Origin of the sequence: Bradyrhizobium guangdongense (assembly GCF_006483445.1) — a bacterium.
GTDB lineage: Bacteria > Pseudomonadota > Alphaproteobacteria > Rhizobiales > Xanthobacteraceae > Bradyrhizobium > Bradyrhizobium guangdongense_A.
The window spans coordinates 1-24,303 of sequence record NZ_PPPT01000153.1 but is presented as its reverse complement, the minus strand read 5'-3'; the positions used below and the strand labels follow the sequence as shown (position 1 = coordinate 24,303).

The 24,303-nt window shown below is 63.5% G+C and carries 24 protein-coding genes and 1 tRNA gene; 9 read left to right on the top strand and 16 right to left on the bottom strand.

The features are described 5' to 3' along the window. Positions 1-34: 34 nt before the first annotated feature. Positions 35-526 carry a GcrA family cell cycle regulator gene (locus C2U70_RS21835; RefSeq protein WP_140980481.1) on the top strand — a complete coding sequence of 164 codons (492 nt, stop codon included), beginning with the start codon at positions 35-37 and terminating at the stop codon, positions 524-526. Positions 527-775: 249 nt separating this feature from the next. Here the strand turns inward: C2U70_RS21835 and C2U70_RS21830 are convergent, their stop codons facing one another. Beyond that, positions 776-2,275: a porin gene (locus C2U70_RS21830; protein WP_140980480.1), complete on the bottom strand. Its 1,500-nt coding sequence runs from the start codon at positions 2,273-2,275 to the stop codon at positions 776-778. A gap of 412 nt (positions 2,276-2,687) precedes the next feature. Between C2U70_RS21830 and C2U70_RS21825 the strand changes: the two genes are divergently transcribed. After that, a complete protein-coding gene (locus tag C2U70_RS21825; protein ID WP_140980479.1) occupies positions 2,688-3,194 on the top strand; it encodes a MarR family winged helix-turn-helix transcriptional regulator in 507 nt (168 codons plus the stop codon). Between the two features lies 1 nt (position 3,195). On the opposite strand, the gene C2U70_RS21820 is transcribed toward C2U70_RS21825, so the two are convergent. From C2U70_RS21820 to C2U70_RS21810, 3 genes are all read right to left on the bottom strand, one after another. Next, positions 3,196-4,314 (bottom strand): alpha/beta hydrolase family protein, encoded by a 1,119-nt coding sequence (locus C2U70_RS21820; RefSeq protein ID WP_140980478.1) that lies wholly within the window; start codon positions 4,312-4,314, stop codon positions 3,196-3,198. Positions 4,315-4,508: 194 nt separating this feature from the next. Continuing rightward, positions 4,509-5,477, bottom strand: coding sequence for an SDR family NAD(P)-dependent oxidoreductase (locus tag C2U70_RS21815; protein ID WP_140980477.1), 969 nt, complete (start codon positions 5,475-5,477; stop codon positions 4,509-4,511). Positions 5,478-5,631: 154 nt separating this feature from the next. Then, entirely contained in the window at positions 5,632-6,540 is a 909-nt protein-coding gene (locus C2U70_RS21810) for a dihydrodipicolinate synthase family protein (protein WP_140980476.1), read from the bottom strand. A gap of 423 nt (positions 6,541-6,963) precedes the next feature. Here C2U70_RS21810 and C2U70_RS21805 point away from each other — a divergent pair, with 423 nt between their 5' ends. Continuing rightward, positions 6,964-7,131: a hypothetical protein gene (locus C2U70_RS21805; protein WP_246666819.1), complete on the top strand. Its 168-nt coding sequence runs from the start codon at positions 6,964-6,966 to the stop codon at positions 7,129-7,131. 118 nt (positions 7,132-7,249) lie between these two features. Here the strand turns inward: C2U70_RS21805 and C2U70_RS21800 are convergent, their stop codons facing one another. Both C2U70_RS21800 and C2U70_RS21795 read right to left on the bottom strand, forming a co-directional pair. Next, on the bottom strand, positions 7,250-7,672 hold the full coding sequence (locus C2U70_RS21800) for an MAPEG family protein (RefSeq protein WP_140980474.1): 423 nt from the start codon (positions 7,670-7,672) through the stop codon (positions 7,250-7,252). Beyond that, positions 7,669-8,355: a DJ-1/PfpI family protein gene (locus C2U70_RS21795; protein ID WP_140980473.1), complete on the bottom strand. Its 687-nt coding sequence runs from the start codon at positions 8,353-8,355 to the stop codon at positions 7,669-7,671. The genes C2U70_RS21800 and C2U70_RS21795 overlap by 4 nt, the downstream gene beginning before the upstream one ends. 96 nt (positions 8,356-8,451) lie before the next feature. On the opposite strand from C2U70_RS21795, the gene C2U70_RS21790 reads away from it, so the two are divergent. Further along, positions 8,452-9,534, top strand: a complete 1,083-nt coding sequence (locus C2U70_RS21790; RefSeq protein WP_140980472.1) for a GlxA family transcriptional regulator — start codon at positions 8,452-8,454, stop codon at positions 9,532-9,534. Positions 9,535-9,641: 107 nt separating this feature from the next. On the opposite strand, the gene C2U70_RS21785 is transcribed toward C2U70_RS21790, so the two are convergent. Beyond that, positions 9,642-12,503, bottom strand: a complete 2,862-nt coding sequence (locus tag C2U70_RS21785; protein WP_140980471.1) for a hypothetical protein — start codon at positions 12,501-12,503, stop codon at positions 9,642-9,644. Positions 12,504-12,782: 279 nt separating this feature from the next. Continuing rightward, positions 12,783-13,754, bottom strand: a complete 972-nt coding sequence (locus C2U70_RS21780; RefSeq protein WP_186294401.1) for an alpha/beta fold hydrolase — start codon at positions 13,752-13,754, stop codon at positions 12,783-12,785. Between the two features lie 77 nt (positions 13,755-13,831). On the opposite strand from C2U70_RS21780, the gene C2U70_RS21775 reads away from it, so the two are divergent. Both C2U70_RS21775 and C2U70_RS21770 read left to right on the top strand, forming a co-directional pair. Beyond that, complete coding sequence (locus C2U70_RS21775) at positions 13,832-14,500, top strand: TetR/AcrR family transcriptional regulator (RefSeq protein ID WP_140980469.1); 669 nt, start codon at positions 13,832-13,834, stop codon at positions 14,498-14,500. 726 nt (positions 14,501-15,226) lie between these two features. After that, positions 15,227-17,059 (top strand): caspase family protein, encoded by a 1,833-nt coding sequence (locus C2U70_RS21770; RefSeq protein WP_140980468.1) that lies wholly within the window; start codon positions 15,227-15,229, stop codon positions 17,057-17,059. Positions 17,060-17,087: 28 nt separating this feature from the next. Here C2U70_RS21770 and C2U70_RS21765 read toward each other — a convergent pair whose 3' ends face one another. Further along, entirely contained in the window at positions 17,088-17,282 is a 195-nt protein-coding gene (locus C2U70_RS21765; protein ID WP_140980467.1) for a hypothetical protein, read from the bottom strand. Positions 17,283-17,391: 109 nt separating this feature from the next. On the opposite strand from C2U70_RS21765, the gene C2U70_RS33740 reads away from it, so the two are divergent. After that, on the top strand, positions 17,392-17,526 hold the full coding sequence (locus C2U70_RS33740) for a hypothetical protein (protein ID WP_283810398.1): 135 nt from the start codon (positions 17,392-17,394) through the stop codon (positions 17,524-17,526). A 250-nt stretch (positions 17,527-17,776) separates the two neighbouring features. Here C2U70_RS33740 and C2U70_RS21760 read toward each other — a convergent pair. From C2U70_RS21760 to C2U70_RS21730, 7 genes are all read right to left on the bottom strand, one after another. Further along, a tRNA-Pro gene (locus tag C2U70_RS21760) sits at positions 17,777-17,854 on the bottom strand. Between the two features lie 93 nt (positions 17,855-17,947). After that, positions 17,948-18,529: a MerR family transcriptional regulator gene (locus tag C2U70_RS21755; RefSeq protein ID WP_140980466.1), complete on the bottom strand. Its 582-nt coding sequence runs from the start codon at positions 18,527-18,529 to the stop codon at positions 17,948-17,950. 24 nt (positions 18,530-18,553) lie between these two features. Next, positions 18,554-18,892: an integration host factor subunit alpha gene (locus C2U70_RS21750; RefSeq protein ID WP_140980465.1), complete on the bottom strand. Its 339-nt coding sequence runs from the start codon at positions 18,890-18,892 to the stop codon at positions 18,554-18,556. A 131-nt stretch (positions 18,893-19,023) separates the two neighbouring features. Next, complete coding sequence (locus C2U70_RS21745) at positions 19,024-20,004, bottom strand: beta-ketoacyl-ACP synthase III (RefSeq protein WP_140980464.1); 981 nt, start codon at positions 20,002-20,004, stop codon at positions 19,024-19,026. Further along, positions 20,001-21,062: a phosphate acyltransferase PlsX gene (gene plsX, locus C2U70_RS21740; RefSeq protein ID WP_140980463.1), complete on the bottom strand. Its 1,062-nt coding sequence runs from the start codon at positions 21,060-21,062 to the stop codon at positions 20,001-20,003. Before plsX ends, C2U70_RS21745 begins: the two co-directional genes overlap by 4 nt. Positions 21,063-21,361: 299 nt before the next feature. Beyond that, complete coding sequence (locus C2U70_RS21735; protein ID WP_140980462.1) at positions 21,362-21,931, bottom strand: YceD family protein; 570 nt, start codon at positions 21,929-21,931, stop codon at positions 21,362-21,364. Next, positions 21,928-22,479 carry a ubiquinol-cytochrome C chaperone family protein gene (locus C2U70_RS21730; RefSeq protein WP_140980461.1) on the bottom strand — a complete coding sequence of 184 codons (552 nt, stop codon included), beginning with the start codon at positions 22,477-22,479 and terminating at the stop codon, positions 21,928-21,930. Before C2U70_RS21730 ends, C2U70_RS21735 begins: the two co-directional genes overlap by 4 nt. A 98-nt stretch (positions 22,480-22,577) precedes the next feature. Between C2U70_RS21730 and C2U70_RS21725 the strand changes: the two genes are divergently transcribed. Further along, positions 22,578-23,063 carry an outer membrane protein assembly factor BamE gene (locus tag C2U70_RS21725; protein WP_186294400.1) on the top strand — a complete coding sequence of 162 codons (486 nt, stop codon included), beginning with the start codon at positions 22,578-22,580 and terminating at the stop codon, positions 23,061-23,063. A gap of 115 nt (positions 23,064-23,178) precedes the next feature. After that, entirely contained in the window at positions 23,179-24,180 is a 1,002-nt protein-coding gene (locus tag C2U70_RS21720) for a Bug family tripartite tricarboxylate transporter substrate binding protein (RefSeq protein ID WP_140980459.1), read from the top strand. Positions 24,181-24,303 lie beyond the last annotated feature (123 nt).

Genomic DNA, 24,303 nt, shown 5'->3' with positions numbered 1-24,303 from the left:
GCGGCCGGACAACACTGCAACCTGGGACCGTCACATGCCATCGACCTCGCCGACCATTTCCCCGACCTGGACCGACGAACGCATCGCGCTTTTGAAAAGCCATTTTGACGCCGGCCTCTCCTGCCGCGAGATCGCCGCCGACATCGGCGTCAGCCGCAACGCCGTCATCGGAAAGCTCTCCCGCCTCAACCTCACCCGCGGCCCCAAGCGCGAGGAGCGGCGCAACGATACCCAGCGCAACGGCGGCGCGCGCATCGTCAAGGCGGTGCCGCGGCTGCAATATGAAATGCTGGCGACGATCTATGGCGAACAGGATACGCGGCTCTCTTATGAGCCAATCGACGATGCCAACCGCTGCTCGCTGCTGGATCTCACCGAGAACCGCTGCCGCTGGCCGATCTCGACGCCGGGAGCCGATGATTTCTGCTTCTGCGGCAACGCCTCGCCCGACGGTCAGCCCTATTGCCAGGGCCACAGCCGCCTCGCTTACCGGCCGAACTCGCGCGCGCGTGTGGTGGGCGTCTAGCCTCTCCGCCCCTCAGAAATGAAAAACCTCCGGCAGGGGCATTGCCGGAGGTCTTGGAGGCCTAGCATGAAGCCAGGAGCCGCCGACCTTCATCGTCGGCCCGATCTATATAGCTGAGTAGCTCAGGTAAGTAAATTAATCGGTTCCGCAGGCGGTGCATGGCTCTTCTGCACCGAAGCGTCATGTCCCAAACCGCGACACCGGCTTCAAACAAAACCCCGGCAGTTGCCTGCCGGGGTTTCGTCGATCTCAGAAGTTGCGCTGCGCGCGCAGCATCATGCTGACCGAGTTCTGGTCCTTCAGCTCGTACACGGCCGCCGGCTTTGCAGCGGTGGCAATGCCCGGGCTCGCGATCGTGCCCGAGTACTTCTGGTCCAGATGCGACCAGCTCAGGTCGGCCGTGAAGGCCAGGCCCTTGACCGGAGTCCAGACCACGTTGCCGCCGATGACCCCGAAGTTGAAGTTCGGGTTGCAACCAGCCGCACCGGCCGACGGGGCGAGCAGCGCGACGAAGTTGGCACAGATCAGGGCCTTGCCCGTATCGCCGTATTTCAACTGGGCATAAGCACCGTACAGGCTGCTCGCCCAGTTCGGCGACCAGTTGTGGGTGTAGCCGCCGCGGAAGCCCCAGGTCTTGACGGTGTCGATGCCGGTAGCAGCACCGAAGACGCCGTCGGAGAGACCGGCGATACCAACGCTCTGGTAGGCACCAGCCACGCCCGTGCCGCTGAACATGAAGAAGCTCTGCGGGAACAGGCTCTGGAAGTTGTAGCGCGTCGCACCGTCGGTGTAGACGGCCTGCAGGTTGATGACGTCGCCGGCACCCGTCGGGATGTTCTTGATCGTCAAGGCACCCGCGACCGCGAAGCCCCACTTGTCGGAGGGATGACCGGTGACTTCCGTCGCACCGTAATAGGCGGAATGGAGTTCATGTCCGGCAACCGACAACTGGGCGAGGCCCCAGGCCTGGTCGACGCGAACCTGGCCGATGATGTCGGGCGAGCGCGTTGCACCCCAATCGTTGGCACCGTACACGCCCGTCACGAACCCAGCGGCCGTACCCGACGACACGTTCCAGAGGTTCGACTGACCGCCGTTCGCCGAGGTTTCATCCTGCAACGCCACCGAAGCGGTGATGCCCTGGCCGAAGTCGGCCGTGTAGGCAACCTGGTTCACGCCGTTGACGTGGTTGGAGCCGCCCGGAAGGGTGTCGGGACCGCCAGCCGGATAGCTCTGCCAGGGAGCGTCGAAGATCGAAACCGTCCGGCCGAAGGTGAAGCCGGCGAACTGGATGAACGCGTGGTAGAGGCCAAGCGTGGCCGAACCACCGAGCACGTTCGGATTGGCGGACGGGTTGCTGCCGGTCACCGACTGCGTATCCCAGGAGAAGATCATATCGGCGTAGGTGCGCACCACGCCGTATTCGGTCGCCGTGCGCGTATCGACGTTGAAGTCGAAGCGAGCGCGGCTGAAATAGTAGTTGGTCAGACGATTGTTCGACCCGGCATTCGCACCCTGCTGGAAATTATAGTCGCCGGCGCCACCAAGAATGGTGTCGGCGCGCAGATAGCCGCCGAACTTGATGCAGGTGTCAGTACCCGGCATGTAGTAGAATCCGGCACCGTACAGCGAGCAGATCTTCACGTATTCGACCGCCTTGGCCTTCACGGGAAGATCGGCCGCCTGCGCTCCGCCGACGGCGATCAGACCCGCCGCCGAGCCGAGCAAAAGGCTCTTTACGAATTTCATAGTCAACCTCCAAGTTGCTCATTTGCAAGGGAGCCGGGCCATCCACGGCCCGTGCGCTCCTTCGCTTTCAAAACCGCTTCTCGGGGGCTTCGCGCCTTCGGACGCCCGCATCTATACGGGGACTCGATGCCAACCACCTGCAAACGGGACGATCGGGATTCTCCCTCTCGCCGGTTCCACTATGCATGCACGACTTTCCTAATTAAAATAGTTTATTAGATCAGCTATTCGATTGCGGTCACATTGTGTCGCGCCGGCCACACCGTAGTCGCCGCAGATCAAAATGCTGATCGGCTCATATTTGTAAAATGGCTGACATAATTACCTTGCTCTGCACTTGCGTCAGGGCAGACTTGCGTGAACAATGGATCACCAAAGCGTCATTTGCGAACGTCAAACCGGGAGTGAAGCAATGTCCATGTCGAGGAAGGAGGGAGCGCGTGCGCGACCCACCGGCAATCTGGACATCATCAAGCGCTTCACCTGGGAAATCTCCTCGATCAACATCTACCTGGAGGAGCTGCGCCAGCTCTGGGCCCGCACGCTCGGCATCAGCGGCCCGCAATGGATGATCCTGATGGCGATCTCGGACCTCGACAAGGACGACGGCGTCCCCGTCAACGTGGTCTCGAAGCTGCTTCACGTCGACCCGTCCTTCGTCACCACGCAGTCGAAGCTCCTGGAGAAGAAGGGCCTGCTCCGCCGCAAGCCCTCTCCGACCGACGCGCGCGTGGTGCGGATGTCGCTCACCGACAAGACGCAGAAGCACGTCGCGAGCCTCCACGAGCAGTACAAGGCGATCCGGGAATACGTGTTCGAGGAATTCGGCGAGCGGGAGTTGACCGAGTTTACCGCGCGCCTCGCCACGCTGAAGAACCGGCTCGAGAAAGCCTGCCAGCGCGTCGCGCTGGATCTCTGACCTAGGCGTACCTCGCGGGCTGGGCGCCGAGCTGCGAGGCCAGCCAGTCAAAGATGTACTCGTTGGCAAGGCTCGGATTGTCGGCATGCCCCTGGGCTGCCCCGGTTTCCGCCGCGGTGAACACCTTGAGCGTCACGCCGGGCCGGTGGCTCGTCACCTGCTGAACCATGCGCCTAGCGCGATCCGGCTTCAGCCAGCCGTCGTCGCCGAGCGTGATCAGCACCGGACAACCGATGTCGCGGGCGAGCAAGCTCGCCTCCGGTCCCGGTGCCAGCCCCGCATCGTGCAGCATGATCCGGTTGGCCATGAAGCTGCGCTCGTGCAGGTCCCACAGGCCGCCATCGCAGACCGCCGCTGCAAGCCTGGGCTCCTGCACCACCGCGCGCGCCACGAAGGACGAGCTCCATCCGTCGGCCAGGATCGCGACACGGCCGAAATCGACATCCGTACGCGCCGACAGATAGTCCATGATTGTCGTCACCGATGTCTCGATGTCCCGCCGCCTGACGATCTCATCGAGAACATCGTCGCCGCGATCGCCCAGGAGGTCGACCGCCAGCATCGACAGGCCGCGCTCGCGCGCATAAGGCGCGAGCTTGAACAGAAACTCCTCCTTGCGATGGCCGGGCTCGCCGATGCAGATCACGGTCGGCGCGGGCCCGCCCGTCATCGGCGCCGGCACGAAATAGCCCTGCAAGGCATGACCGCTCAGCCAGGGCAAGGTCACGACCTCGGCAACGGGGCTGCTGGTCCGCAGTACGCTGCGCGCGCAGCCTTTCATCGCGACGACCAGTGCGCCCCGCTCCTTGTCGGATACGTCAAGCGGCAGCGCGGCCGCGTTGTAATAGTTGATGGCGCGAAGCCAGTTGCGGCGGGCCGTTGCGAGATGACCGGCCGCGAACGCCGTATCCCCGCGCTCGCGATTTGCCTCCGCGAGGCTCTTCCACTCCCGATGCCAGGACAGTTCGTCGCCGCGCCTGATCCGGCGCGCCATCAGCAGGCATTCGGCGATCGTCGCGCCGCCTTCCTGGGCAGCAGTCAGGAGCCTGGTGAATTCGGCGGAAAGATCCTCTCTCTCGGGCCAGAACGCCCATTCGTCCGAGAGGCATGCGGGTATCATCTGCGACGCTTCATTGCTGACATCGACAGTTGACCGAATAACTTATTCTGGTTCGATGACCAAGCGAGGCGACGATCAAACGGCGGCTGCTTACGATCACCATCGCTTGAACACGCGCACGATGTCGTGCGCGTGACATGACGTTTCCTTTTTAGGCACCCGCGCAACAGGATTATTTCCTGCAACAGCGCCGCTCATCCCAGCCGCCAGCCGACCTCCTGCGTAAAGCTCTCGTAGAACTCGCGCTCATAGGCCTTTTCAGGGTTTTGCCGCACGCGCTCGTCGAGACGCTTGGCGTCCTCGCCGACCAGGATGCGCCAGCGCTCGGCCTTGACGCCGTCGAGGATGATCTTTGCGGCCTGCGCGGCCGTCGTTGGGGCATCCTCGAGGAAGCTGCGGGCGCGCTCGGCAAACGCGGCCTGGATATCCTCGTCCGACATCTTCTCCGCATCGGGCACACCGTTCGCGACCATGCGCTTGCGCGTCAGCGCAACCTCGTCCGGATTGAGCCGCACGGAGCCGTCGCCGCTCTGCACCTTGCGCGAGTTGGTGACGATCGAGGTGCCGATATGGCCGGGCATCACGACCGAGCATTTGACGTGCGGCGCGTGCAGGCGGAGATCGTTGATCAGCGCCTCCGAAAATCCCTTCACCGCAAATTTTGCCGAGCTGTAGGCGGTGTGGGCCTGGCCCATGCCGATCGAGGCCCAGAACCCGTTGACGCTCGATGTGTTGACGATGTGGGCCTCGTCCGCCTTCACCAGCATCGGCAGGAAGGTGCGGACGCCGAGATAAACGCCGCCCCAGCAGATGTTGAAGGTGCGCTCCCACTGTTCGCGCGTGTTGGTGAACAGGCTGCCGCCACCGCCGATGCCGGCATTGTTGAACAGCAGGTGGATCTTGTCGGTCTGCTGCTGCTCGACGAGTTCGTCGCGGAAGCGCTTCAGATGATCCTCGATCGAGACGTCGGCGACATGCGTCGTGACGCGCAACCCTTGCGGCTTCTCGATCTCGCACAAACGTTTGGTTTCGGCCATCGCGGCTTCCGAAACGTCGCACATCGCGACGTGACAGCCTTCGGCGACGAGCTGGCGCGCCAGCTCCCGCCCCATGCCCGTGCCGCCACCCGTGATGACTGCGATCTTGCCAGAAAAGTCTTTCATGGGACTTGTGTCCCTCCCCTCGTCGGTCTGTTTCTTCGTGTTGTTCGTCCGCACGCGACATGCCGGACCACGCGCAAAATGTAGCAGCGCCGTATCCGCGGTGAAAGCGGATCGGCGCTGCCTCACGACAAGTCAGGTTATTTCGGCTGACGGACTATTCCGCCGCCTGCGAGTGCTGTGCGCTGGATATGCCGAGCCCTTCGAGCGCCCTGCGGATCGCGGCCTGCTGCGCAGGCGACGCTTCCGGCATCGGCGCGCGCGGATAGGTTTTTGGCAGGCCCTGAAGCGTCTGGGCATAGCGCGTGCAGGCCGGCAAATTGTCGGCGATCACGGCGTTCCACAACGTCAGCAGCTTCTTGTGCAAGTCGAGCGCGCGCGGATGATCGTTCGCCTTCACCGCATCCCACAATGCAACGGAGGCATGCGGAGCCGCGGTGAGGATCGCCGCGATCGAGCCGTGAGCGCCCAGCGTGTAGGAGGGATACATCAGCGCATCGACGGCGCTGTAGATCAGCTTGTCCGGCGCCATCATCATGAGGTCGGCGAACAGCTTGAGATCGCCGGCGCTCTGCTTGACTCCGACCACCAGCGGCACCTCGGTCATGATGCGCGTCAGCAGCGCGGGCGACAGGTACGACCACGGCACCACGTTGTAGATGATGATGGGCATGCCGGTCTCGTCCGCCATGGCGCGGAAATGCGAGACCATCGCCTCCTCGTCCGGCTTGAACAGATAATGCACCGGCGTCACCTGGAGTGCGGCGACGTTCATGTCGCGCACGAGCTTGCCGCGGCGGATCGCATCGCGCGTGGAGTCCACGATGATGCCGGCGATCACGGGAATGCGGCCCTTCGCGGCCTCGACGGTCGCCGCCAAGAGGTCGCGATACTCCTCGTGGTCGAGCGTGTGGCCCTCGCCCGTCGAGCCGCCGGCCGCGACGCCATGCGCACCGGCACCGATCATCCAGTCGACCTGGGGCGCCACGAGCTTGTAGTCGATCTCGCCATCTTTGCGGAACGGCGTGGTCATCGGCGGTATCACGCCGGTCGGACGCACTTTCATGGCTTTGCCCTCGCGTTTCCCAAAACCCCGATCGGCCTCGCTCTCGCGGCGAGTATCCGTGGGCGTGAAGCCTAACGATTGCGGCTCCCGGGTCAAAGCGGCGCCTTGGCGCGGCTGCCCTGAGGACACGGCATGGCAGTCAGCACGCAGTCAGCACCTGGCATGGCAGGCCGTAGCAGTACGCCCGTAGTTGTCCGGCTCCGCTCCGAGGGGGAATTTTTTACACTTAGATTCGTCAAATGGGGCTGGGAAGCAGGTCGTGTATGCCGTTGGTCGGGTGGGGTTCGACCGTGGTGTGGCATTCCCCTTGCATCCTCCTCGTGGTGTGAAGCAGCCGAAGAGGTGAACAGAATGTTTGTGACCGTCGTTGCCGTACTCTGCCGACTGGGCACCGCTGCCACTGGCAGTTGTGTCGAGGAGATCGTGACCGATAGCAACATGACACCCGAAATCTCGATGATGCAGTGTGCAATCGGGGCTCAGGCGCCGGTGGCGAAATGGATGGGCGAACACCCGATCTACCGCACCAACTGGCGCATCGACCGCTACAAATGCGTGCCGGGCCATTACGAGATCAAGGGTCACGCCTGAGGGGGCGGCAAGACCCAACATCGAGGAAACGCCCCGGAGGCCGCCCCTGTCCTCCCGACGGGCCTGCAAAGTGCTCCGCCTGGGCAGGCGCCCTTGCCCGCGAGCATCCGAATCGCATTCAGACCCGCGCGGCAATCAGCCCGGCGAGCGCGAGCGTCGCAGCCACCCCGGACAGGTAGAAGATCATTCGCTGCGGCTGCAGCGCCCTCACCTGCGCGTAACCCTGGAGCATTCGCGCCGCCACGTAGAGCGACGATACGACGGCGAGCGGCAGCGGCGCGCCGCCGAGCAACGCGTAGGCCGCGGCCAGGGCAAGGAAGAACGGGCTGTTTTCCGCTTCATTGCGCAACGCGCCAGCGGCCCGGACCGCGATGTCGGGCTCCTCTCCGGGTTTGAGACCCAATAGCTGCGCGTCTTCCGGCCGGTTGAAGCTCCGCGCACGATAGCGCGACACCACCTGGATGTAGGACAAGACGAACCCCTTCAGGAAAAGCGCGAACGCGGTAGCGGCGAGGACCGCGGCCGAGTGTGACGGGATCATGTCGTACCCGCCGGCACGAACATGCCGTGGAACGGCGCCTGCAGGCGCAAGCTCTCGGTGCTGCCATCCGCCTTGCGCACACGCTCCATCAACTCCTGCGGCACGTCGTTGGGACCGCGTTCGGGAAACGGCGGCGCGGGGTAATATTCGATGCCGAGTTGCAGCGCCTTCGCCACCCGTTCGCCTGCGATCAGGGACGCCAGGAACAGGCCAGTGTCGATGCTCGCGGAAACGCCGGCGCCCGTCACGTATTTGCCGTCGCGGCTGTAGCGCTCGCCGTTGAAGCTCGCGCCGAATGCCGCAAGGCGATCCTGATAGAACCAGTTGGTGGTCACGCTGCGGCCCCTCAGCATCCCGGCCGCGCCAAGCAGGCCGACACCGTTGCAGATGCCCACCGTCCAGGTCGAGCTGTTGTCGAGCTGACGAAGCTTTTCCAGAAAGCCTTCGTCCTTCTCCAGCGCGAAGGCGCCGGGACCGCCGGGCACGTAGAGGATATCGGTGGCCGCGACCTCGTCGAAGCCCCGCCAGGCGACCAGCCCGAGCCGCCTTGTGTCGGCAGCGACGATGCCGCGCGAGGCCGCCACGAACTCCGCTTCCACGCCGGGAAGGCGCGCCAACACCTCATAGCCGCCGATAGCGTCAAGCGTGGTCAGTCCGTCGAAGATCACAATAGAAAGCCGCATGGGGTGTTGGTCTCCGGATTGATGGTGGCTGGTGGCGACACCCTAAACCGCTCCTCGCCTTGTCAGTAATGACAAAGAACTGCTATTTTCTGCCACATGGCCAAAACCCGCACCATCGCGCTGCTCGCCTATGACGGCTTTCAGCTTCTCGACGTCACCGGGCCCGCCGCGGTGTTCGCCGCGGCGAGCCGCGCGCTCGCACGCAAGGCCTATGAGGTGGCCGTGCTGTCACCTGCCGGCGGCGAGACGGCGAGCGACAGCGGCGTCGCCCTCTCGACGCGTGCGCTGTCGCGCCTGCCGGCCGGTCGCATCGACACGCTCCTGATCGCAGGTGCCGAGGAGCCGGCGCTGCGACGCGCGATATCGGATCCCGCGCTTCGCCGCTGGGTCCCGCTCTGCGCCAGCAAGGTACGGCGCTTCGGATCGGTGTGCTCGGGCACCTTCGTCCTCGCCGCGCTCGGCCTCATCGAGGGGCGCCGCGTGGCCACGCATTGGGAAGCCTGCGCGTCGCTCGCGGCGCGCTATCCCGGAATCACCGTCGATCCCGAGGCGCTCTACGTCACGGACGGAAAGGTCTGGACCTCGGCGGGCGTCACGACCGGCATCGACATGGCGCTAGCCATGGTGGAGGAAGATTTTGGCCCCGATCTCGCCAATGCCATCGCGCGTCGCCTCGTGCTCTACGCACGACGGCCGGGCTATCAATCGCAATTCAGCCCGCTGCTCAACGCGCAGATCGAGGCCAAGAGCCCGTTCTCGGATTTGATCGCCTGGATGCAGGGCAACCTCGATGCCCCGCTCGACGTGCCGACACTGGCCGAGCGCGCCGGTCTGACCGAGCGGACCTTCCATCGCCGCTTCCTGTCGGCGACCGGACGATCGCCGGCGCATTTCGTCGAGGCTCTGCGGCTGGAGCAGGCGCGCATCCTCATCGACGAGCGGCTCCCGCTAAAGCAGATTGCCGCCAAGGTCGGCCTGTCGCCGATCCGCCTCAACAATGCATTCGAGCGAAGGTTCGGCATGCCGCCGCGGCTATTCCGCGACATGCACGGGTCAAGGGTCACGCCTAAGGGGGCGGCAACGCCCAAGGAGCCCCCTACCCCCGGCAACTCGTTTCGCCGATCGCGATCCGGTTTCGGCATGCGCAAAGGCCGCTTTCCTTTGCCCGAAACCAGGTGACAGCGGTCCGTTTTCCGCGAGGGGTCAGCGGCTGCCAAATTCGTCAACGGGTGCGTCACTTCCGTCACATTCGCCCGCATAAGCGAGCGTTCAACGGACTGCTGCCGTCAGCCACCCTTTTGCGTCAATCCTGACACCGCGGCAATCAGCATGGCTCCTAGCAACCAGCCGGCAATGCCGATCAGCGAGAACGCAAACATCTCCCGGCGGGTCAGATTCTTCCGATGGGGATCCTCAAAGAATTCCGTAAACTCCTTGTTGATCTCGATGATCGGGAGCAATCGGGAGACGGTCGCAAAGACGCACCATGTCAGACCGTGGCTCCGTGCATTCGGGACATAGAGACGAAGATACGTTGCGCCAATCGCTGAGATGAACGCCACACAGAAGAGGACGCGCCACGTATAGTCCCCAATGCCGTAGCCGGTCGTATATTGGACAAATCCGGAGCCGATCCACGGCCACCAGCTCTTTTCCGTCTCGTGTTGTCGCCGTCGGTTAAAAAACCTCATGTCGTCGGCAGCACCGCGATCCCCCGCGGCCGACATTGCCAACGCGAGTTGCTCGTACGGCATGGTGCTATAGTTCGGATCGCGTTTCGCCCACTCGTCCCACCATTTCGAGTCGCGCTTCTCCTCGTTCGTCGAGCTTCCGCTCGCTCCGAAGCCTCCCAAGTGGGAAAAGGAAAATCCGTCCAAGTGCAAATGCTTGGTCTTGGGCCAGGCATCGCGCGCATCCACCAGATTTGTGACCCTTGTATCCCGCAGCACCAGGTCCCCGGAGTCGGAGTAGGGATCCTCCCAAATCACCGAGTCCTGGTTTCCCCCGAGCCGGAAGTCTCCACCTATCGTCGTACCCGAAAGGTCCAACCGCGCGAGCTTGGCGCGTTTCACATCAAGATTGCTGGCAATCCGAGATGATATCAGGCCAATCGACAGCCTGCTTTTGATCCCGCGTAAGCTAACTGACCCGCCAACATCAACAGTGTTGGCAGCCATTCGGCCACGCAACGTAGAGTTATCCATTGCAAGCTGACCGGCGACTTTCGCGCCAGTCACATTCAGATCCGCGACCTGAGAACCCAGTATCAGAACATCTCCGCCCACCTGCATCGAAGCCGCAAGCAATGAGCCAATCGACGCCGAGTTGGCGATGTTGAGGTTGCCAGCTATCTTGGCGCCTCCCAAAAAAGTGCTGTTCAATATTGGAACGTGCGTTGAATTCAGCGCCAGGTGAGAACCGGCTTGAATCAACGTCAGGTCAATGTCTCCTCGGAGCCCCACACCGCTTAAATCAACATATCCTGCGACCCGAGCATTGGTCAGCGATATGCTTCTCACGCTCGTCTCGCGGCTCTTGTCGGAGCTCATCAAAAAACGCGCCCCGATTTGAGCGGAGTCCGCGATGACGTCTTCCTCGAAGTTCGCGCTTTCCAGGATAACGTTCCCGGAGATCGTGGCGCCAGAAACGTCCAGGGATTGGAACGTTGTGCCACGAGCATCAAGGTCGCCGACAACCTTCGCCAGAGCCAGATTCGCCCGCTTTAGAGTCGTCTGCCTGAGCGCGTTGGATACCATGCGAACGTGAGCTCCAACCTCGATCGCGTCCGCGTTTAGGCTGCCACTCAGCGTGACACCCGAAAACTCGAGGTTACCTCCGATCTTCGAGCTATTGAGCTCCAACTGCGCGAGAACGCTCCCCGGCCCCACGATGAGATGGGAGCCGAGTTGCATCGAACTGGCATCAAAGGTTTCGTCAACCTGGATCGCGTTCAACACGATTTCTGCTGCAATTCTTGCGGATCTCAAGTTCACCGCTTTAAAGCGCACCGGCGGCGCCCACGGAGGACTGATGATCGACATATCCGCGCCGATCTGCATATGATCGGCGTAAAGCGTCGCATCAGTGGGCGTCCCTGCAAACACCAAGCCGCCGGCAATCCTGCCCGACCTGAGGACCACGTCACGAAATTCCGCTCCGCGTGTATTCGTAGCTCCGAGCAGGAAATCTCCGCCGACCTGGATCACCTCGGCATTCAGGGTTCCATTGATCGTTGCGCCGCTCAGCAGCACGTGCCCGGCGATCCTCGCGCCGTCGATTCTGATCGTTTCAAACTGCGTTTGCAGATTATCCGGGGAACCCATGATCAAGCTGGCGCCAACCTGAGCAGAGTTGGCATCGAACTCGCCGGTCACGGTCGTGCCTTCACACCTGATGTTGCCATTGATCCTGGCCCCCGCCAAATTTACATAATTGAATTTGGCTCGCCTGAGCTCGCTGCCACTCAGGACGAAGTGTGACCCAACCTGGATTGTATCTGCGTTCAGCACCTCGGCCACGATCGCGCCGCTCAGATCGACGTTTGCGGCGACCTTGGCGCTATCGAGCAAGACCGACTTTTCAAAGTCGTTGTCTCCAAGCGCCAGCGACGCGGTACTTTCAAGATTGCTTCCGAAAAAACTGCCAGTGATGCGCGACTCCGTCACCCCGAAAAGACTTTCAATGCGAGCGCCCGTTAAGTCCACGTCACCTTCAACCCGACCGCCTCGAACGAGGACGGCCTGCTTTATCCTTGCGCTCTGAAGGCCGACATCGCCGACGATGCGCGCACCAATCAGCTCGACTCCGCGAGGCTTCATCCCGTTCGCATATTGAGCTCGCGTCAGCAGGTCGACCAGAAAGCTAGCGCGAATGGTCCGGCACTCGTTCTTCCAAAGGGTATCGTTTGCCTCGTCGCGGGAGTGAGACTCGAGATTGGGCGTTCGGCAACGACTGTTGAAATCGACCGCATTTCCCGACTTGATCTGGCTCCATGCCCACGTCTCCGTCGTCTGGTCCTTTACTCGACGCGTCTTGGCGGCACTCTCGACGACCGAAGAGCCGAGGAGCAGCAGGGCAGCCAAGATCGCGGTTTGCAGCCAAAGCGATCCCGGTAGAAGTCGATGACTGAAAGAAACGTCGTCAATCATTGGATCGGGTACTTTCGCGCTTTTGTGCAAGCGGCCTGCTGGAGACGGTCAATGCGTCTCAAGCCGCGTGCTTCCGTGCTCGGAATGAAATCAATAGGCCGGCAGATGCTCTGGTTGTAGCTTTTACGAGCCGCACGCTACGGTCAAGTCGGACGATGACGGGAAATTCACATCGTCCATCAGCTCTCCCCTGCTTTTTGTCGACAGTGGAGCGGACAAGCCGTGCCGCTCCACTGGGATGGTATCAGGAGGGCGTTCGCGATCGACAGCGTCAACCCCTCAGGCCACTGCCTTCAAAATGATCCTCCGCGCCTCCCGCCCCTCCGGCGTCGGCATCAGTGCGTAATTGTGCGGCTGCTCGCGGCGCAGATGAAGTTCGACCGGCACGCCGATCGCCCGCGCCCGCGCGGCCAGATCGACACTGTCGGGGTACAGCAGATCGCGCGTCCCTGCGAAGATCAGCATCGGTGCGAGCGAGCGGAAAGCACCATTCAACGGGCTGACGAAGGGATGGCCGACTTCGAGCTCGCCGGCATAGAGACGCCCCGCCTCGACGATGCCGGGAATGTCCTGGACCGGATCGCGTGCCGCGATCGCCATTTGCTCGGGACGGCTGACCGAAGCATCGGCTGCGGGCGAGATCAAAACCATCCTGTCCGGTTGCCGATGCCCGCGATCCCTGAGCCATTGGCAGGCGGCGAGCGCCAGGCCCGCGCCGGCCGAATTGCCGACAATGGTCACCTTCGCCGACCCGGCGTCCTCCAGCAGCATGCGCAACAGCTCGGCCGTCGCAGGCACGGTGTCCCTCGCGGTGACCCGCGGCGCCAGCGGATAGATCGGCACGACACAAACGACGCGCGCTTTCCGCGTCATCCGACCGACGAAGCGCCAATGTGCCGGCACGATCTCGTTGATATAGCCGCCGCCATGCAGGAACATGACGTAGTTGCGGCCCTCGTGGCCTGACGACGGCGCCGTGTAGTAGACCGGCCATCCCCCCATCTTCGTCAACGTCACCTCGACGCCGCGCCCGAGATTCGGCGGCTCAAACGACGCCGGCTGCAAGGCGAGCTTCTGCACATGCGCCTGAACGGCCTCGGCGGAGGCAAGCTGAGCCTTGAAAGGCATCCGCCGCAGCAGAAGGTTGAAGCAGCGGCTCTGCAGGCTCGGCGCCGGATCGCGCGGTGACGGCGCCCCCGCGCGCACGGCCGGGCAGAACTGCAGGGACGAGACGATCTTTGCAACGCTCATGATCACGATCCCGTTAGGCATCGACATCGACGCGGCGACGAGGAGGACTTGCCGAGGCGCCGCAACGCACCGATATAATGCGAGCGATCACTCGCTTTTTCCACTCGCATTCGGGAGCGCCGACCCTGGCACGCAAGCCGCCGACAAAACCGCGGAAAAACGCTTCGCAGGCGCGATCGCGCGCGACCGTCGACGCCTTGGTCGAGGCGACCGCTCGCATTCTGGTCCGCGAAGGCTTTGAGAAGGCCTCGACCAACCGGATCGCCGAGGTCGCGGGCGTCAGCGTCGGCTCGCTCTACCAGTACTTTCCCGGCAAGGAGGCGCTGGTCGCTGCCGTGATCGATCGTCACAATGACGAGATCATGAAGATCGTCCGTGCCGCGTTTGTCGAGGTCGCAGACATGCCGATCGAGGCGGCGGTGCACCGGCTGGTCACGGTCGCGATCGAGTCCCACCACATCAATCCAAAACTGCACCGCGTGCTCGACGAGCAGATCCCGCGCGCCGGTAAGCTCGATGTCGAAGCCTCCAGCCGCGAGGTCCATGCTCTCGTCCGCGCCTATCTCGCAAGCCACGCCGAGGAGCTGCGCAAGATCGATCTGGATCTGGCCGCCTTCGTCTGCGTCAGCACCATCGAGGCGATCGCGCACAACACGGTGCTGAACCGGGCCGAGATGCCGTCGGAGAAGATGATGAAAACGCTGGTCGACGAGACGACGCGGATGGTGGTGGGGTTTTTGAAGTAGCGCGTTGGCAGTTCGTTGTTCGAGAACTCGACGCTGGACAATCGGTCCATAGCCGAGTAACCAGCGCCCCCCGCGACTGATCCGTCGCACTTCACGAACGCGTGCGTGGGGTGTTGAACCGGGCATGGAAGCCCCACCTATCCCCACAAGCACGACGAACTACCTGAGAAAGTTAATTGATGCACTCAGCTGACTGGAAGAGAATGGCTGTCGCCGGGTCGGTTGCACTGCTCTCAATCTCCGTCCTGGCGCTCGATGCGGTCGTGGACCTGAACCCCGGCAGGCTCGCCAAACGCGTCGCGACCACGCAGGCCTCCATCGTGGACGCCATGAGCCAGCCCCGGCTCACCCTCGCCGCCTGGACGCGCGGCCGTGACAAGACTGTTCCCTCGCGGTGCCCTGATCGCCCGTGCTGACCGCGTGAGCACGCGGATGGTGGTGGGGTCCTTGCGCAACCAGCTCGCCAGCCAATCCAAAAGTGCGGCCCCAGCCGGATGGCCGGGACCGCAAGTGGCAGACACTCTGGGGCAGAGCCCCAGCAAAGCCAAAACGGCGCCGATTGCCACTTGTTCCCGATCGATGGGAAGCCCTTCATCTCGACGTTAAGGATCCGGCCCCCTGTCGGATGACCTCCGCGAGACTTTTAGCTATGCCGATGGGGCAAAATGCGTCTTTGCCATCGATGAATATCCCAATACTCTCAGCGAATTGTGATTTGAGGCCTTGATGGGCGCACTTCGGTTTTTCGCTCCTTTTCTGATTGCTCTGTGGTTAAGCGGCGGTTCGGCCCACGCCGAAAAACGGGTCGCTTTGGTGATCGGCAATTCCGCCTACAAGACCGTGGCAAAACTCTCGAATCCGACCAACGACGCGACCTTGATCGGGGGCATGTTCAAGAAGGCCGGGTTCGACCTGGTCGAGATCAAACTGGACGTCAATGCATCCGAGATGCGACGCGCGTTCCGCGAGTTCGGCAACCGAACGCGCGATGCGGACGTCGCCGTGATCTATTATGCAGGGCACGGCATCGAACTCGACGGAACGAATTACCTGATCCCGACCGACGCGTCCCTGGAGTCGGACGGTGACGTGCTCGACGAGACCATCGCGCTGGATCGCGCCCTCTATGCCGTGGAGCCTGCGAAGCAACTTCGGCTCATCATCCTCGATGCCTGTCGCGACAATCCCTTTTCCAAGACGATGCGACGGACGATGGCCTCTCGTGCCATCGGTCGCGGTCTCGCAAAGGTCGAGCCGACGAGCCCGAACACCATGATCGCGTTTGCGGCAAAAGCCGGCTCGACCGCATCCGACGGCGACAGCAAGAACAGTCCGTTTGCCGTCGCTCTCGCTGACCGCCTCCCAACGCCGGGGCTCGACCTGCGCAAGGCCTTTGGCTTCGTGCGCGACGACGTCCTCAAGGCCACCGCCTACAAGCAGGAGCCCTATGTTTATGGCTCCCTCGGTGGCGACGACGTTCCGCTGGTTCCGTTGAAGCCGGTCGCGACTGCGACTGGGCCGCAGGCTAACCCTCAGGACGCGATACGCCGGGACTATGAGCTGGCGCTCCAGATCGGCTCCCGGGAGGTCTGGACGGCCTTCCTCGAGCAATATCCCGATGGCTTCTACGCGAGCCTTGCCAAAGGTCAGTTGAACCGGATCGCCGCCGAAGAAACACGTGCGGCCGCCGCGGAGAAGGCTCGTCAGGCCGAGGACGAGAAAGCACGGCTTGTGGCCGACCGGGCCAGGAAGGCCGACCAGGAGAAGGCCGCCGCGGCCGCAAAGGCGGCTGAAGATGCACGGCTCGCCGCCGAGAAGGCCAAGCAGGCCGAAGAAGCCAAGGCAGCCGCCGCCGAGCAACGCCGTAAGGACGCCGAGGCCGCAGCGGCAAAGGCGCAGGCCGACAAGCAGGCCGCCGAGAAGGCATTGGCCGACAAGCTCGTGAAGGAGAAGGCGGCCGCGGAAGCGACTGCCAAACAACCCGCCGAGCAAAAAGCGCAGCCTGACGGCGAACAGAAGATCGCCGTCCTCGCCCCGACTCCATTGCAGCCGGGCCTCTCACCGCAGGAGACGACGAAGCTCGTGCAATCGGAGTTGCGCCGCGTTGGCTGCCTGACGACGCCGGCCGACGGCGACTGGAACGCGTCGTCGCAACGCTCGCTGACGCTGTTCAACAAATATGCCGGCATGAAGCTCGACACCAAGCTTGCGAGCGTCGATACGTTCGATGCGATCAAGGCCAAACAAGGCCGCGTCTGTCCCCTGATCTGCGATCGCGGCTTCAAGGCCGACGGCGATGCCTGCGTCAAGATCACGTGCCGCGCCGGCTTCCGCGTCAATGACGACAATGAATGCGAGAGGATTCAGGACAAGAAGCCGGTGGCGACCCGCGACGACGCCAACAGACGGGATGCCGAGCGCAAGCAGACCGAATCCAAACCGGCGAAGCCGCAGACCAGCGGGCAAATCTTTTGCGCCGCCACAGTTGGGTGTCGCCCGGTTCGCGCCGGCTGCCGGCTGGAGTTTATCAAAGGGTCGAACGTAGAGGTCTGCAACTGAACCTCCTTGTTGCGTTTCAAGGCCTACCTCAGCGCCTGGGCGGCTTTGCCGGGTGAGACGTGCGCGGATGCCGGTCGTGCAGCAAGCGTGCAAGCTGCTCCCGATCTTCGTCGCGCCCCTTCATCGCCGTCTCGAACAGCGCCTCCTGAACGTCGCGTGGCATATCGCCCCACACGTCCATCGCCGCGCGACCCAACAGACTAGCGAAGCGTTCGTCAGCCATATCCGTTTCTCCTCTGCATGCGGAAGGAACGGCAGCACCACGCCCCGCGTTCCAATTCAGTCGCCCTATTGCCGGAACTGTCCGGGAATGGATGCTGTTGGAGCCAGCCATGACGCCAGACCATGACATCCAGCAAGAACATCATCGGCTTTACGTGCGCGACATGCGGACGATCTTCTTCGCGGTGCTGGTCATCGTGGCGGTCGACGCGGTCATGATCATGACGCACCAAATTTCGCCGTAAGCCTTTTTCACTTCATTGAAGGCACTACCGCGCAACTCGCCTCACGAGCGCCCGGCTCTTGCGACCGTGACGACATGCCACTGATTTGCCCGACGGGTCAAGGAGAATTTCGGAAAAATCGCAGAGACGAGCCCGCCCCGCGCCTCCTACTGTGCATGGGGTTATTTTCGACCCTTTTTCCAGCCAACCGCCACGGGCGGTCCGCCGGCAACCGACCGCCCGAAAACGACATTGAAATGGTTGGAAATTTTGGTCGGAGCGAGAGGATTTGAACCTCCGACCCCTAGTCTCCCAGACTAGTGCGCTAACCGGGCTGCGCCACGCTCCGAATGCCGTTCCCTTAGCCGCGATCAGGCCGTTGCGCAAGGCGCAGGAGCAGCCCGTTTTGAGGCGGGAACAGCCTCCTCGGCTCCAGAGACGATCAGCCGTCCTTCAGCGCCTGGTCGAGCATTTCGCGGCAGGCCACCAGATCGGCCAGCACCCGTCCCAGCCGCTCGCGGTCGGCGGCGCTGGGGCCGGCCGGCGCTGCGGTGCCGCCCTTGCGGAAGGTGGTGAGCACCTCCTCGTCGTCGATCTCGGCAAAGCGGAAGTCGATGCCTTCCTCCTCCTCGCCCTGGAAGTCGTCGTCGTCGCTGTCGACGCCGCCGCGGGGCGCGGCGATAACCTCGTCGCCCTCCTCCATCAGGCTGCGCCCGATCGCGTCCTCGATTGCGCCGAAGGAGACCGCGGCCGACGAATCGGCGAGTCCCTGGACGGACTTGATGCCGTGCTCTTTCAGGATCCGCTGCACGCCGCGGATGGTGTAGCCCTCGCTGTAGAGGAGACGGCGGATGCCCTTGAGCAGGTCGACGTCGTCAGGGCGGTAATAGCGGCGGCCGCCGCTCCGCTTCATGGGCTTGATCTGGGAGAAGCGGGTCTCCCAGAAGCGCAGCACGTGTTGGGGAATGTCGAGGTCCTGCGCGACCTCGCTGATGGTGCGGAATGCGTCCGGCGACTTGTCCAAAAGCCGGCTCCTTAGGGAGGGCGATTACGCCTCCGGTTGCTCGCTGCCGTCGCCATTGCCCCTGTGCTGGGCGTTGATCCGCTGCTTGAGGATGGCCGACGGCTTGAACACCATCACCCGGCGCGGCGAGATCGGCACCTCGGTGCCGGTCTTCGGATTGCGGCCGATACGCTGGCCCTTCTTGCGTACCATGAAGGAGCCGAACGACGACAGTTTCACCGTCTCGCCCCGCTCGAGGCAGTCGGTGATTTCCTTCAGCACCAGTTCCACGAACGCGGACGACTCGGTCCGCGACAGGCCCACCTTTTGGTAGACGGCTTCGCAGAGATCAACACGCGTTACGGTTTTACTTTGATCGGTCATCGCCCTGCCCCACCCGACGGCGAACAATTGTTGTCTAAAATTATGAGGTTACGCGACGATGGTCAACAGCGCTCATCAATGCAGCGGCATCGAATATTGCTTGCAATGCGGGCAAAATTTTAGCGGGCGCACTACCAGCGCACGAGGGCCGAGCCCCAGGTGAAGCCGCCGCCCATCGCTTCCAGCAGTACGAGGTCGCCACGCTTGATGCGGCCGTCCTTCACGGCTACCGAAAGCGCCAACGGGATCGAGGCTGCCGACGTGTTGCCGTGCCGATCGACCGTCAGCACCACCTTCTGCGGCGCGATATGCAGCTTGTGTGCGGATGCGTCGATGATTCGCTTGTTGGCCTGGTGCGGCACGAACCAGTCGATGCTTTCGGCATTGAGGCCGGTGGCGTTGAAGGCATCCACGATGACGTCCGTGATCATGCCGACCGCGTGCTTGAAGACCTCGCGGCCCTCCATGCGCAGGTGGCCGACGGTCTGGGTCGACGAAGGTCCGCCATCGACAAACAGCTTTGACTTGTGCCGGCCGTCCGAGCGCAGATGCGTGGTCACCACGCCGCGATCGGTCGCGGCATTGCCCGGCTGCTCCTGTGCTTCCAGCACGACCGCGCCGGCGCCGTCGCCGAACAGCACGCAGGTGCCGCGGTCGTTCCAGTCGAGGATGCGCGAAAACGTCTCGGCGCCGATCACCAGCGCGCGCTTGTAGGCGCCGGTGCGCAAAAAGTTGTCGGCGGTCGCAAGCGCAAACACGAAGCCGGAGCACACCGCCTGGAGATCGAACGCCGCGCCGTGGTTGATGCCGAGCCCGTGCTGCACGGCGACCGCGGATGCCGGGAAGGTGTTGTCGGGCGTCGAGGTCGCCAGCACGATCAGCTCGATCGACTGGGCATCGATGCCGGCGTTGGAGAGTGCCGCCTGCGCCGCCTTGATCGCGAGATGCGAGGTGAACTCGCCCTCGGCGGCAACATGCCGCTCGCGAATCCCCGTCCGCTGCACGATCCACTCGTCTGATGTGTCGATGCGCGCAGCCAACTGGGCATTGGTCACGACCTGCTCAGGCAGATAGCTGCCGCAGCCCAGCACGACCGAACGAATCTTGGTCACGAAACAGCCTCCTGCGCGGTCGGCACGGATTTGAGCGCGCCACCGTCGCGGTTGAGCATCTGATTGATCTTGTTCAGGAGATCGTAGTGAGCCATCTCATAGCCAACATCGATCGCATAGGCAAAGCCTTCGGCGTTGATTCCGCCATGGCTCTTGACCACAAGTCCGTTCAGCCCGAGCAGCACGCCACCGTTCGACTTGTTCGGGTCCATCTTGTCCCGCAGCGCCTGGAAGGCATCGCGGGCAAAGAGGTAACCGAGCCTGGACAGCCAGCTCCGCTGAATCTCGCTCCGGAGTAAGTCCGCCATCTGGCGCGCGGTTCCCTCGGCAGCCTTGAGCGCAATGTTACCGCTGTAGCCCTCGGTCACGATCACATCGGCCAGCCCCTTGCCGATGCCGTCACCCTCGACGAAGCCGATATAGTCGAGCTCCGGCAGGTTCATCCCACGCAGGAGCTCGCCGGCCTCGCGGATCTCCTCGTGCCCCTTGATCTCCTCGGTGCCGATGTTGAGCAGGCCGACTGTCGGGCGCTTCTTGTCGAACACCACGCTGACCATGGCCGCGCCCATCACTGCGAGCGCCACCAGATGGCGCGCATCGCCGCCGATCGTGGCGCCGAGATCGAGCACGACAGACTGGCCGCGCTGGGTCGGCCATATTGCACTGATGGCCGGGCGGTCGATGCCGCGAAGCGTGCGTAGATGGAACCGCGCCATCGCCATCAGCGCGCCGGTATTGCCGGCGGAGACCGCGACGTCAGCCTCGCCCTTCTTCACGGCGTCGATGGCGAGCCACATCGAGGAGGTCTTGCGGCCGCGCCGCAGCGCCTGGCTCGGCTTGTCCGAGCCGCTGACGGCAACGTCGGTATGGATGATCCTGGAGACGGCCTTCAGCTTCGGATGCTTGTCGAGCTCGGGCTCGATCCGGGCTCGGTCCCCGACCAGCAAAAACTCGGTGTCGCGGTGGCGGGCGAGCGAGATGGCGGCGCCGGGAATGACGACGGGGGCGCCGACGTCGCCTCCCATGGCGTCAAGCGCGATTCTTACCTTTTGAGGCATAAACGTCCCGGAAACCTGGTCTCGTGCGGTCTGGAGCTAGGGGCCCGCGAAAATGAAGTCGCCATGCTCAGCGGCGATCGGCCAGACGCCACGCGGCACCCGGACCGGGCCGCGACAATAGCGTCTCCCCGCCCCGACACAACCTCTTGACCCCAGCCTTTTGCATCCGCGGCGTCTCCCGCCGGAATTCCTACCAGCAATGAAAATGGCGCTCAATCAAGTAGATATACCGGATTTTCGATCCGGCACGGCAACCGGCTCATGCACATTGCCAGTCGTCCCGGCACAAAGGCCGGCCGTCACTTGCCTTTTGGCTTGTCCTGAAGCGCTTTCAGGGCCGCAAACGGGTGATCCTCGGGACCAAGGGCTTCCACTTCGGACTCGAACACCACGCCTGGCTTACGGGGATAGGGATCGATGGCGAGATAGAGCGCGTCGGTGGCGAGGCGGCCAAGGTCGATGATGCCGCCCTTGATCGCCTCCGGCGGGTCCGGCACCTCAGGTGCGACGTCGCTGTCCTGCCCCTCCGCGATGAGGTCGGCCAGCTTCCGGGCCTCCTCCTCGGGGGCGAACATCAGGTCGATCTCCTCGTCGATGTCGCTCTCGATGGGGTCGAGCGTCACCACGCAGGTCTGGCCGACCCTGGCCTGAACGCGGCCTGCGACATGGACGCGGCCGCCGCTCCTGGGCGTGACATCGAAGGAGGCGTGAGCCGACAGCACCTCGCGCAGGCCCGCATCCGCCGCGATCGCTTCCCGCTCGCGGGCCGAGGCCTCGAGCTCGCGATGCACGCCGGTGTCGGGGATCTGGGCGACGACGACGGGTGAACGCCAGGGATCGGCGGCGGAGGTGGCGTTGGGCCGGGTCATGGCGTCATCTCCTCCCGAATCGGGGACGGAAACACGAAGGAGGCATCGAGCAGCGTCGCCTCGCCGGCGTGGCCCAAAGCAGCTTCGACGGCCCGGGCATAGGCCGCAAGCCGCTGCGCCTGGGCGATGTGGGCCCCGTTCAAGATATTCTTGCAGATGGCCAGCGCCAGCGCCTCGCCGCCCTCCTCGAGCGCCCCGTCATAGGCCTTGGTCCGGCCGTAAAATGCCTCACCAAAGGCCTGCATCCGCTTCGGGACAACCTGATCGCCGATGCCCATCTCGCGCAGATTGTCGTCCATGTCCTCGCAGAAGCGATCGAACAGGGCCTGCGACAATTCGGGACCCTTGGCCACGGTCCGCAGCCGGCGGAGCAGGAGCCACAAATGCAGGAGAAGCAGGTCGAATCGGCCGTTAACCGTATCGGACACGGCCAAGTCCCGGTAAAATATGGGTTCTCGCGCCTGCGTCACGATCATGCCATAGATGGCTTCAATGGTGCCGCGCGGGGCTTGCCGGGGTTTCCTGAACTGACTGAATGGCCAAAGCATTGTGGGTTCCGCAAGCGGGCGCACGCGTGTTGCGTTCGCCGTGGCTGCCCGGTACTTCAGCGCCTCGCGCGACGCAAGGGGACGGGATAGTTCCGAGAATGACCGATTTGAGCCAGACCAGCCTCGGCGGAGCCAGACCGCGCGGCCTTCACGCGCGCTGGCGCACCTTGCGCGCCGTTGCGGCCGCCGCCTTGGTCAGCGTGGCGCTCGCCGCCTGCACTGGCGAGCAATTCCAGAAGGGCTACATCCTGCCGCCGGGCGCGCTGGAGCAGATTCCGATCGGCGCCAGCCAGGACCAGGTGCTGATCGTGATGGGCACGCCCTCGACGGTCGCGACGCTGGACGGTGAAGTCTTCTACTACATCTCGCAGCGCGCCGAGCGCAAAGTCGCCTTTATGAATCAGCAGGTCGTCGACCAGCGCGTAATCGCGATCTATTTCGACAAGAACCGCCGCGTCCGGCGTCTTGCGAATTACGGCTTGCAGGACGGCCGGATCTTCGACTTCGTCAGCCGCACCACGCCGACGTCGGGCCAGGAGCTCAGCTACCTCACGCCGTTGTTCAAGCTGCTCAGCTTCAACTGATCTTACCCTGCGGCGTCGTGCCGCCCTGCGCGCGGCAACTGCCGTCGCGGGTGGCTTGCCCCCACGCGCGCAGTTCCCTACGCTCCCGGCAAAACAAGAAGCAGGGAGTAGATTCGTGACCAAAACTTTGTTTTCCCGCCGCCGCGTGCTGGCAGGTGCCGCGACTTTAACGACGGCAGCCATCCTGCCCCGATCGAGTCTCGCGGACTGGAAACCCACCGAGAACGTGCGTCTCATCGTTCCCGCGGCGGCCGGCGGCTCGACCGACGTCATGGGGCGCCTGCTCGCAGCGCATCTGCAGACGGCCTGGGGCCAGTCCGCGGTCGTCGAAAACCGCTCGGGCGGCGGCGGCACGATCGGCACGTCGGAAGCGATCCGCGCCAAGGGCGACGGCCACACCATCCTGATCGGCAATCCCGGGCCGAACGCGATCGCCTACAGCATCTTCAAGAACCTCAGCTACAAGGCGGATCAGCTCCAGCCGGTCTCCAACATGATCCGGATCCCGAACATCGTCTCGGCGCATCCGAGCACGGGCATCAAGTCGATCCCGGAGTTGGTCGCCTTCCTCAAGGCCAACCCGGACAAGCTCAGCTACGCCTCTTCCGGCGTCGGCCAGAGCCCTCACCTCACCGGCGCCTGGTTCCTCCAGCTCACCGGGTTGAAGATGACGCATATTCCGTTCCGCGGTGCAGGCCCGGCGCTGCAGGCCGCGCTCGCCGGCGACATCCAGATCCTGTTCGACAATCTGTTTCCGAGCCTGCCGCAGGTGCAGAGCGGCACGCTCAACGGCCTCTGCGTCACCACGACCGAGCGCAGCTCGTCCGCGCCGAACCTGCCGACCATGCGCGAGAGCGCGCCGGAGCTTGCGAATTTCGACGTCTCGTCCTGGTTCGGCGTCTTCCTGCCGAAGAGCGCACCGCCGCCCGTGGTCGAGGCGCTCAATCTCCAGGTCAAGGCGCTGCTCGAACGCGACGACATCAAGAAGAACATCGCCTCGATGGGCGCCCGCGCCGACTACGGCACGCCGCAGCAGTTTTCCGACTTCGTCGATGCCGAGACCAAGAAGTTCGCCGGCATCATCCAGAAGGAAGGTTTGCAGATGGACGTGCAGTAGCTACGTCGCAAGCTGCCAACCACAACCTCCGTCATTGCGAGGAGCCCTTGCGACGAAGCAATCCAGACTGCCTCGGCGGAAAGATCCTGGATTGCTTCGCTACGCTCGCAATTGTCGATGTTC

Excerpts from the sequence above, each read along its gene's own strand:
- C2U70_RS21835 (WP_140980481.1), top strand. The coding sequence starts at position 35 with ATGCCATCGACCTCGCCGACCATTTCCCCGACCTGGACCGACGAACGC.
- C2U70_RS21830 (WP_140980480.1), bottom strand. The coding sequence starts at position 2,275 with ATGAAATTCGTAAAGAGCCTTTTGCTCGGCTCGGCGGCGGGTCTGATC.
- C2U70_RS21825 (WP_140980479.1), top strand. The coding sequence starts at position 2,688 with ATGTCCATGTCGAGGAAGGAGGGAGCGCGTGCGCGACCCACCGGCAAT.
- C2U70_RS21820 (WP_140980478.1), bottom strand. The coding sequence starts at position 4,314 with ATGATACCCGCATGCCTCTCGGACGAATGGGCGTTCTGGCCCGAGAGA.
- C2U70_RS21815 (WP_140980477.1), bottom strand. The coding sequence starts at position 5,477 with ATGAAAGACTTTTCTGGCAAGATCGCAGTCATCACGGGTGGCGGCACG.
- C2U70_RS21810 (WP_140980476.1), bottom strand. The coding sequence starts at position 6,540 with ATGAAAGTGCGTCCGACCGGCGTGATACCGCCGATGACCACGCCGTTC.
- C2U70_RS21800 (WP_140980474.1), bottom strand. The coding sequence starts at position 7,672 with ATGATCCCGTCACACTCGGCCGCGGTCCTCGCCGCTACCGCGTTCGCG.
- C2U70_RS21795 (WP_140980473.1), bottom strand. The coding sequence starts at position 8,355 with ATGCGGCTTTCTATTGTGATCTTCGACGGACTGACCACGCTTGACGCT.
- C2U70_RS21790 (WP_140980472.1), top strand. The coding sequence starts at position 8,452 with ATGGCCAAAACCCGCACCATCGCGCTGCTCGCCTATGACGGCTTTCAG.
- C2U70_RS21785 (WP_140980471.1), bottom strand. The coding sequence starts at position 12,503 with ATGATTGACGACGTTTCTTTCAGTCATCGACTTCTACCGGGATCGCTT.
- C2U70_RS21780 (WP_186294401.1), bottom strand. The coding sequence starts at position 13,754 with ATGAGCGTTGCAAAGATCGTCTCGTCCCTGCAGTTCTGCCCGGCCGTG.
- C2U70_RS21775 (WP_140980469.1), top strand. The coding sequence starts at position 13,832 with ATGCGAGCGATCACTCGCTTTTTCCACTCGCATTCGGGAGCGCCGACC.
- C2U70_RS21770 (WP_140980468.1), top strand. The coding sequence starts at position 15,227 with ATGGGCGCACTTCGGTTTTTCGCTCCTTTTCTGATTGCTCTGTGGTTA.
- C2U70_RS21765 (WP_140980467.1), bottom strand. The coding sequence starts at position 17,282 with ATGGCTGACGAACGCTTCGCTAGTCTGTTGGGTCGCGCGGCGATGGAC.
- C2U70_RS33740 (WP_283810398.1), top strand. The coding sequence starts at position 17,392 with ATGACGCCAGACCATGACATCCAGCAAGAACATCATCGGCTTTACGTG.
- C2U70_RS21750 (WP_140980465.1), bottom strand. The coding sequence starts at position 18,892 with ATGACCGATCAAAGTAAAACCGTAACGCGTGTTGATCTCTGCGAAGCC.
- plsX (WP_140980463.1), bottom strand. The coding sequence starts at position 21,062 with ATGCCTCAAAAGGTAAGAATCGCGCTTGACGCCATGGGAGGCGACGTC.
- C2U70_RS21735 (WP_140980462.1), bottom strand. The coding sequence starts at position 21,931 with ATGACCCGGCCCAACGCCACCTCCGCCGCCGATCCCTGGCGTTCACCC.
- C2U70_RS21730 (WP_140980461.1), bottom strand. The coding sequence starts at position 22,479 with ATGCTTTGGCCATTCAGTCAGTTCAGGAAACCCCGGCAAGCCCCGCGC.
- C2U70_RS21725 (WP_186294400.1), top strand. The coding sequence starts at position 22,578 with ATGACCGATTTGAGCCAGACCAGCCTCGGCGGAGCCAGACCGCGCGGC.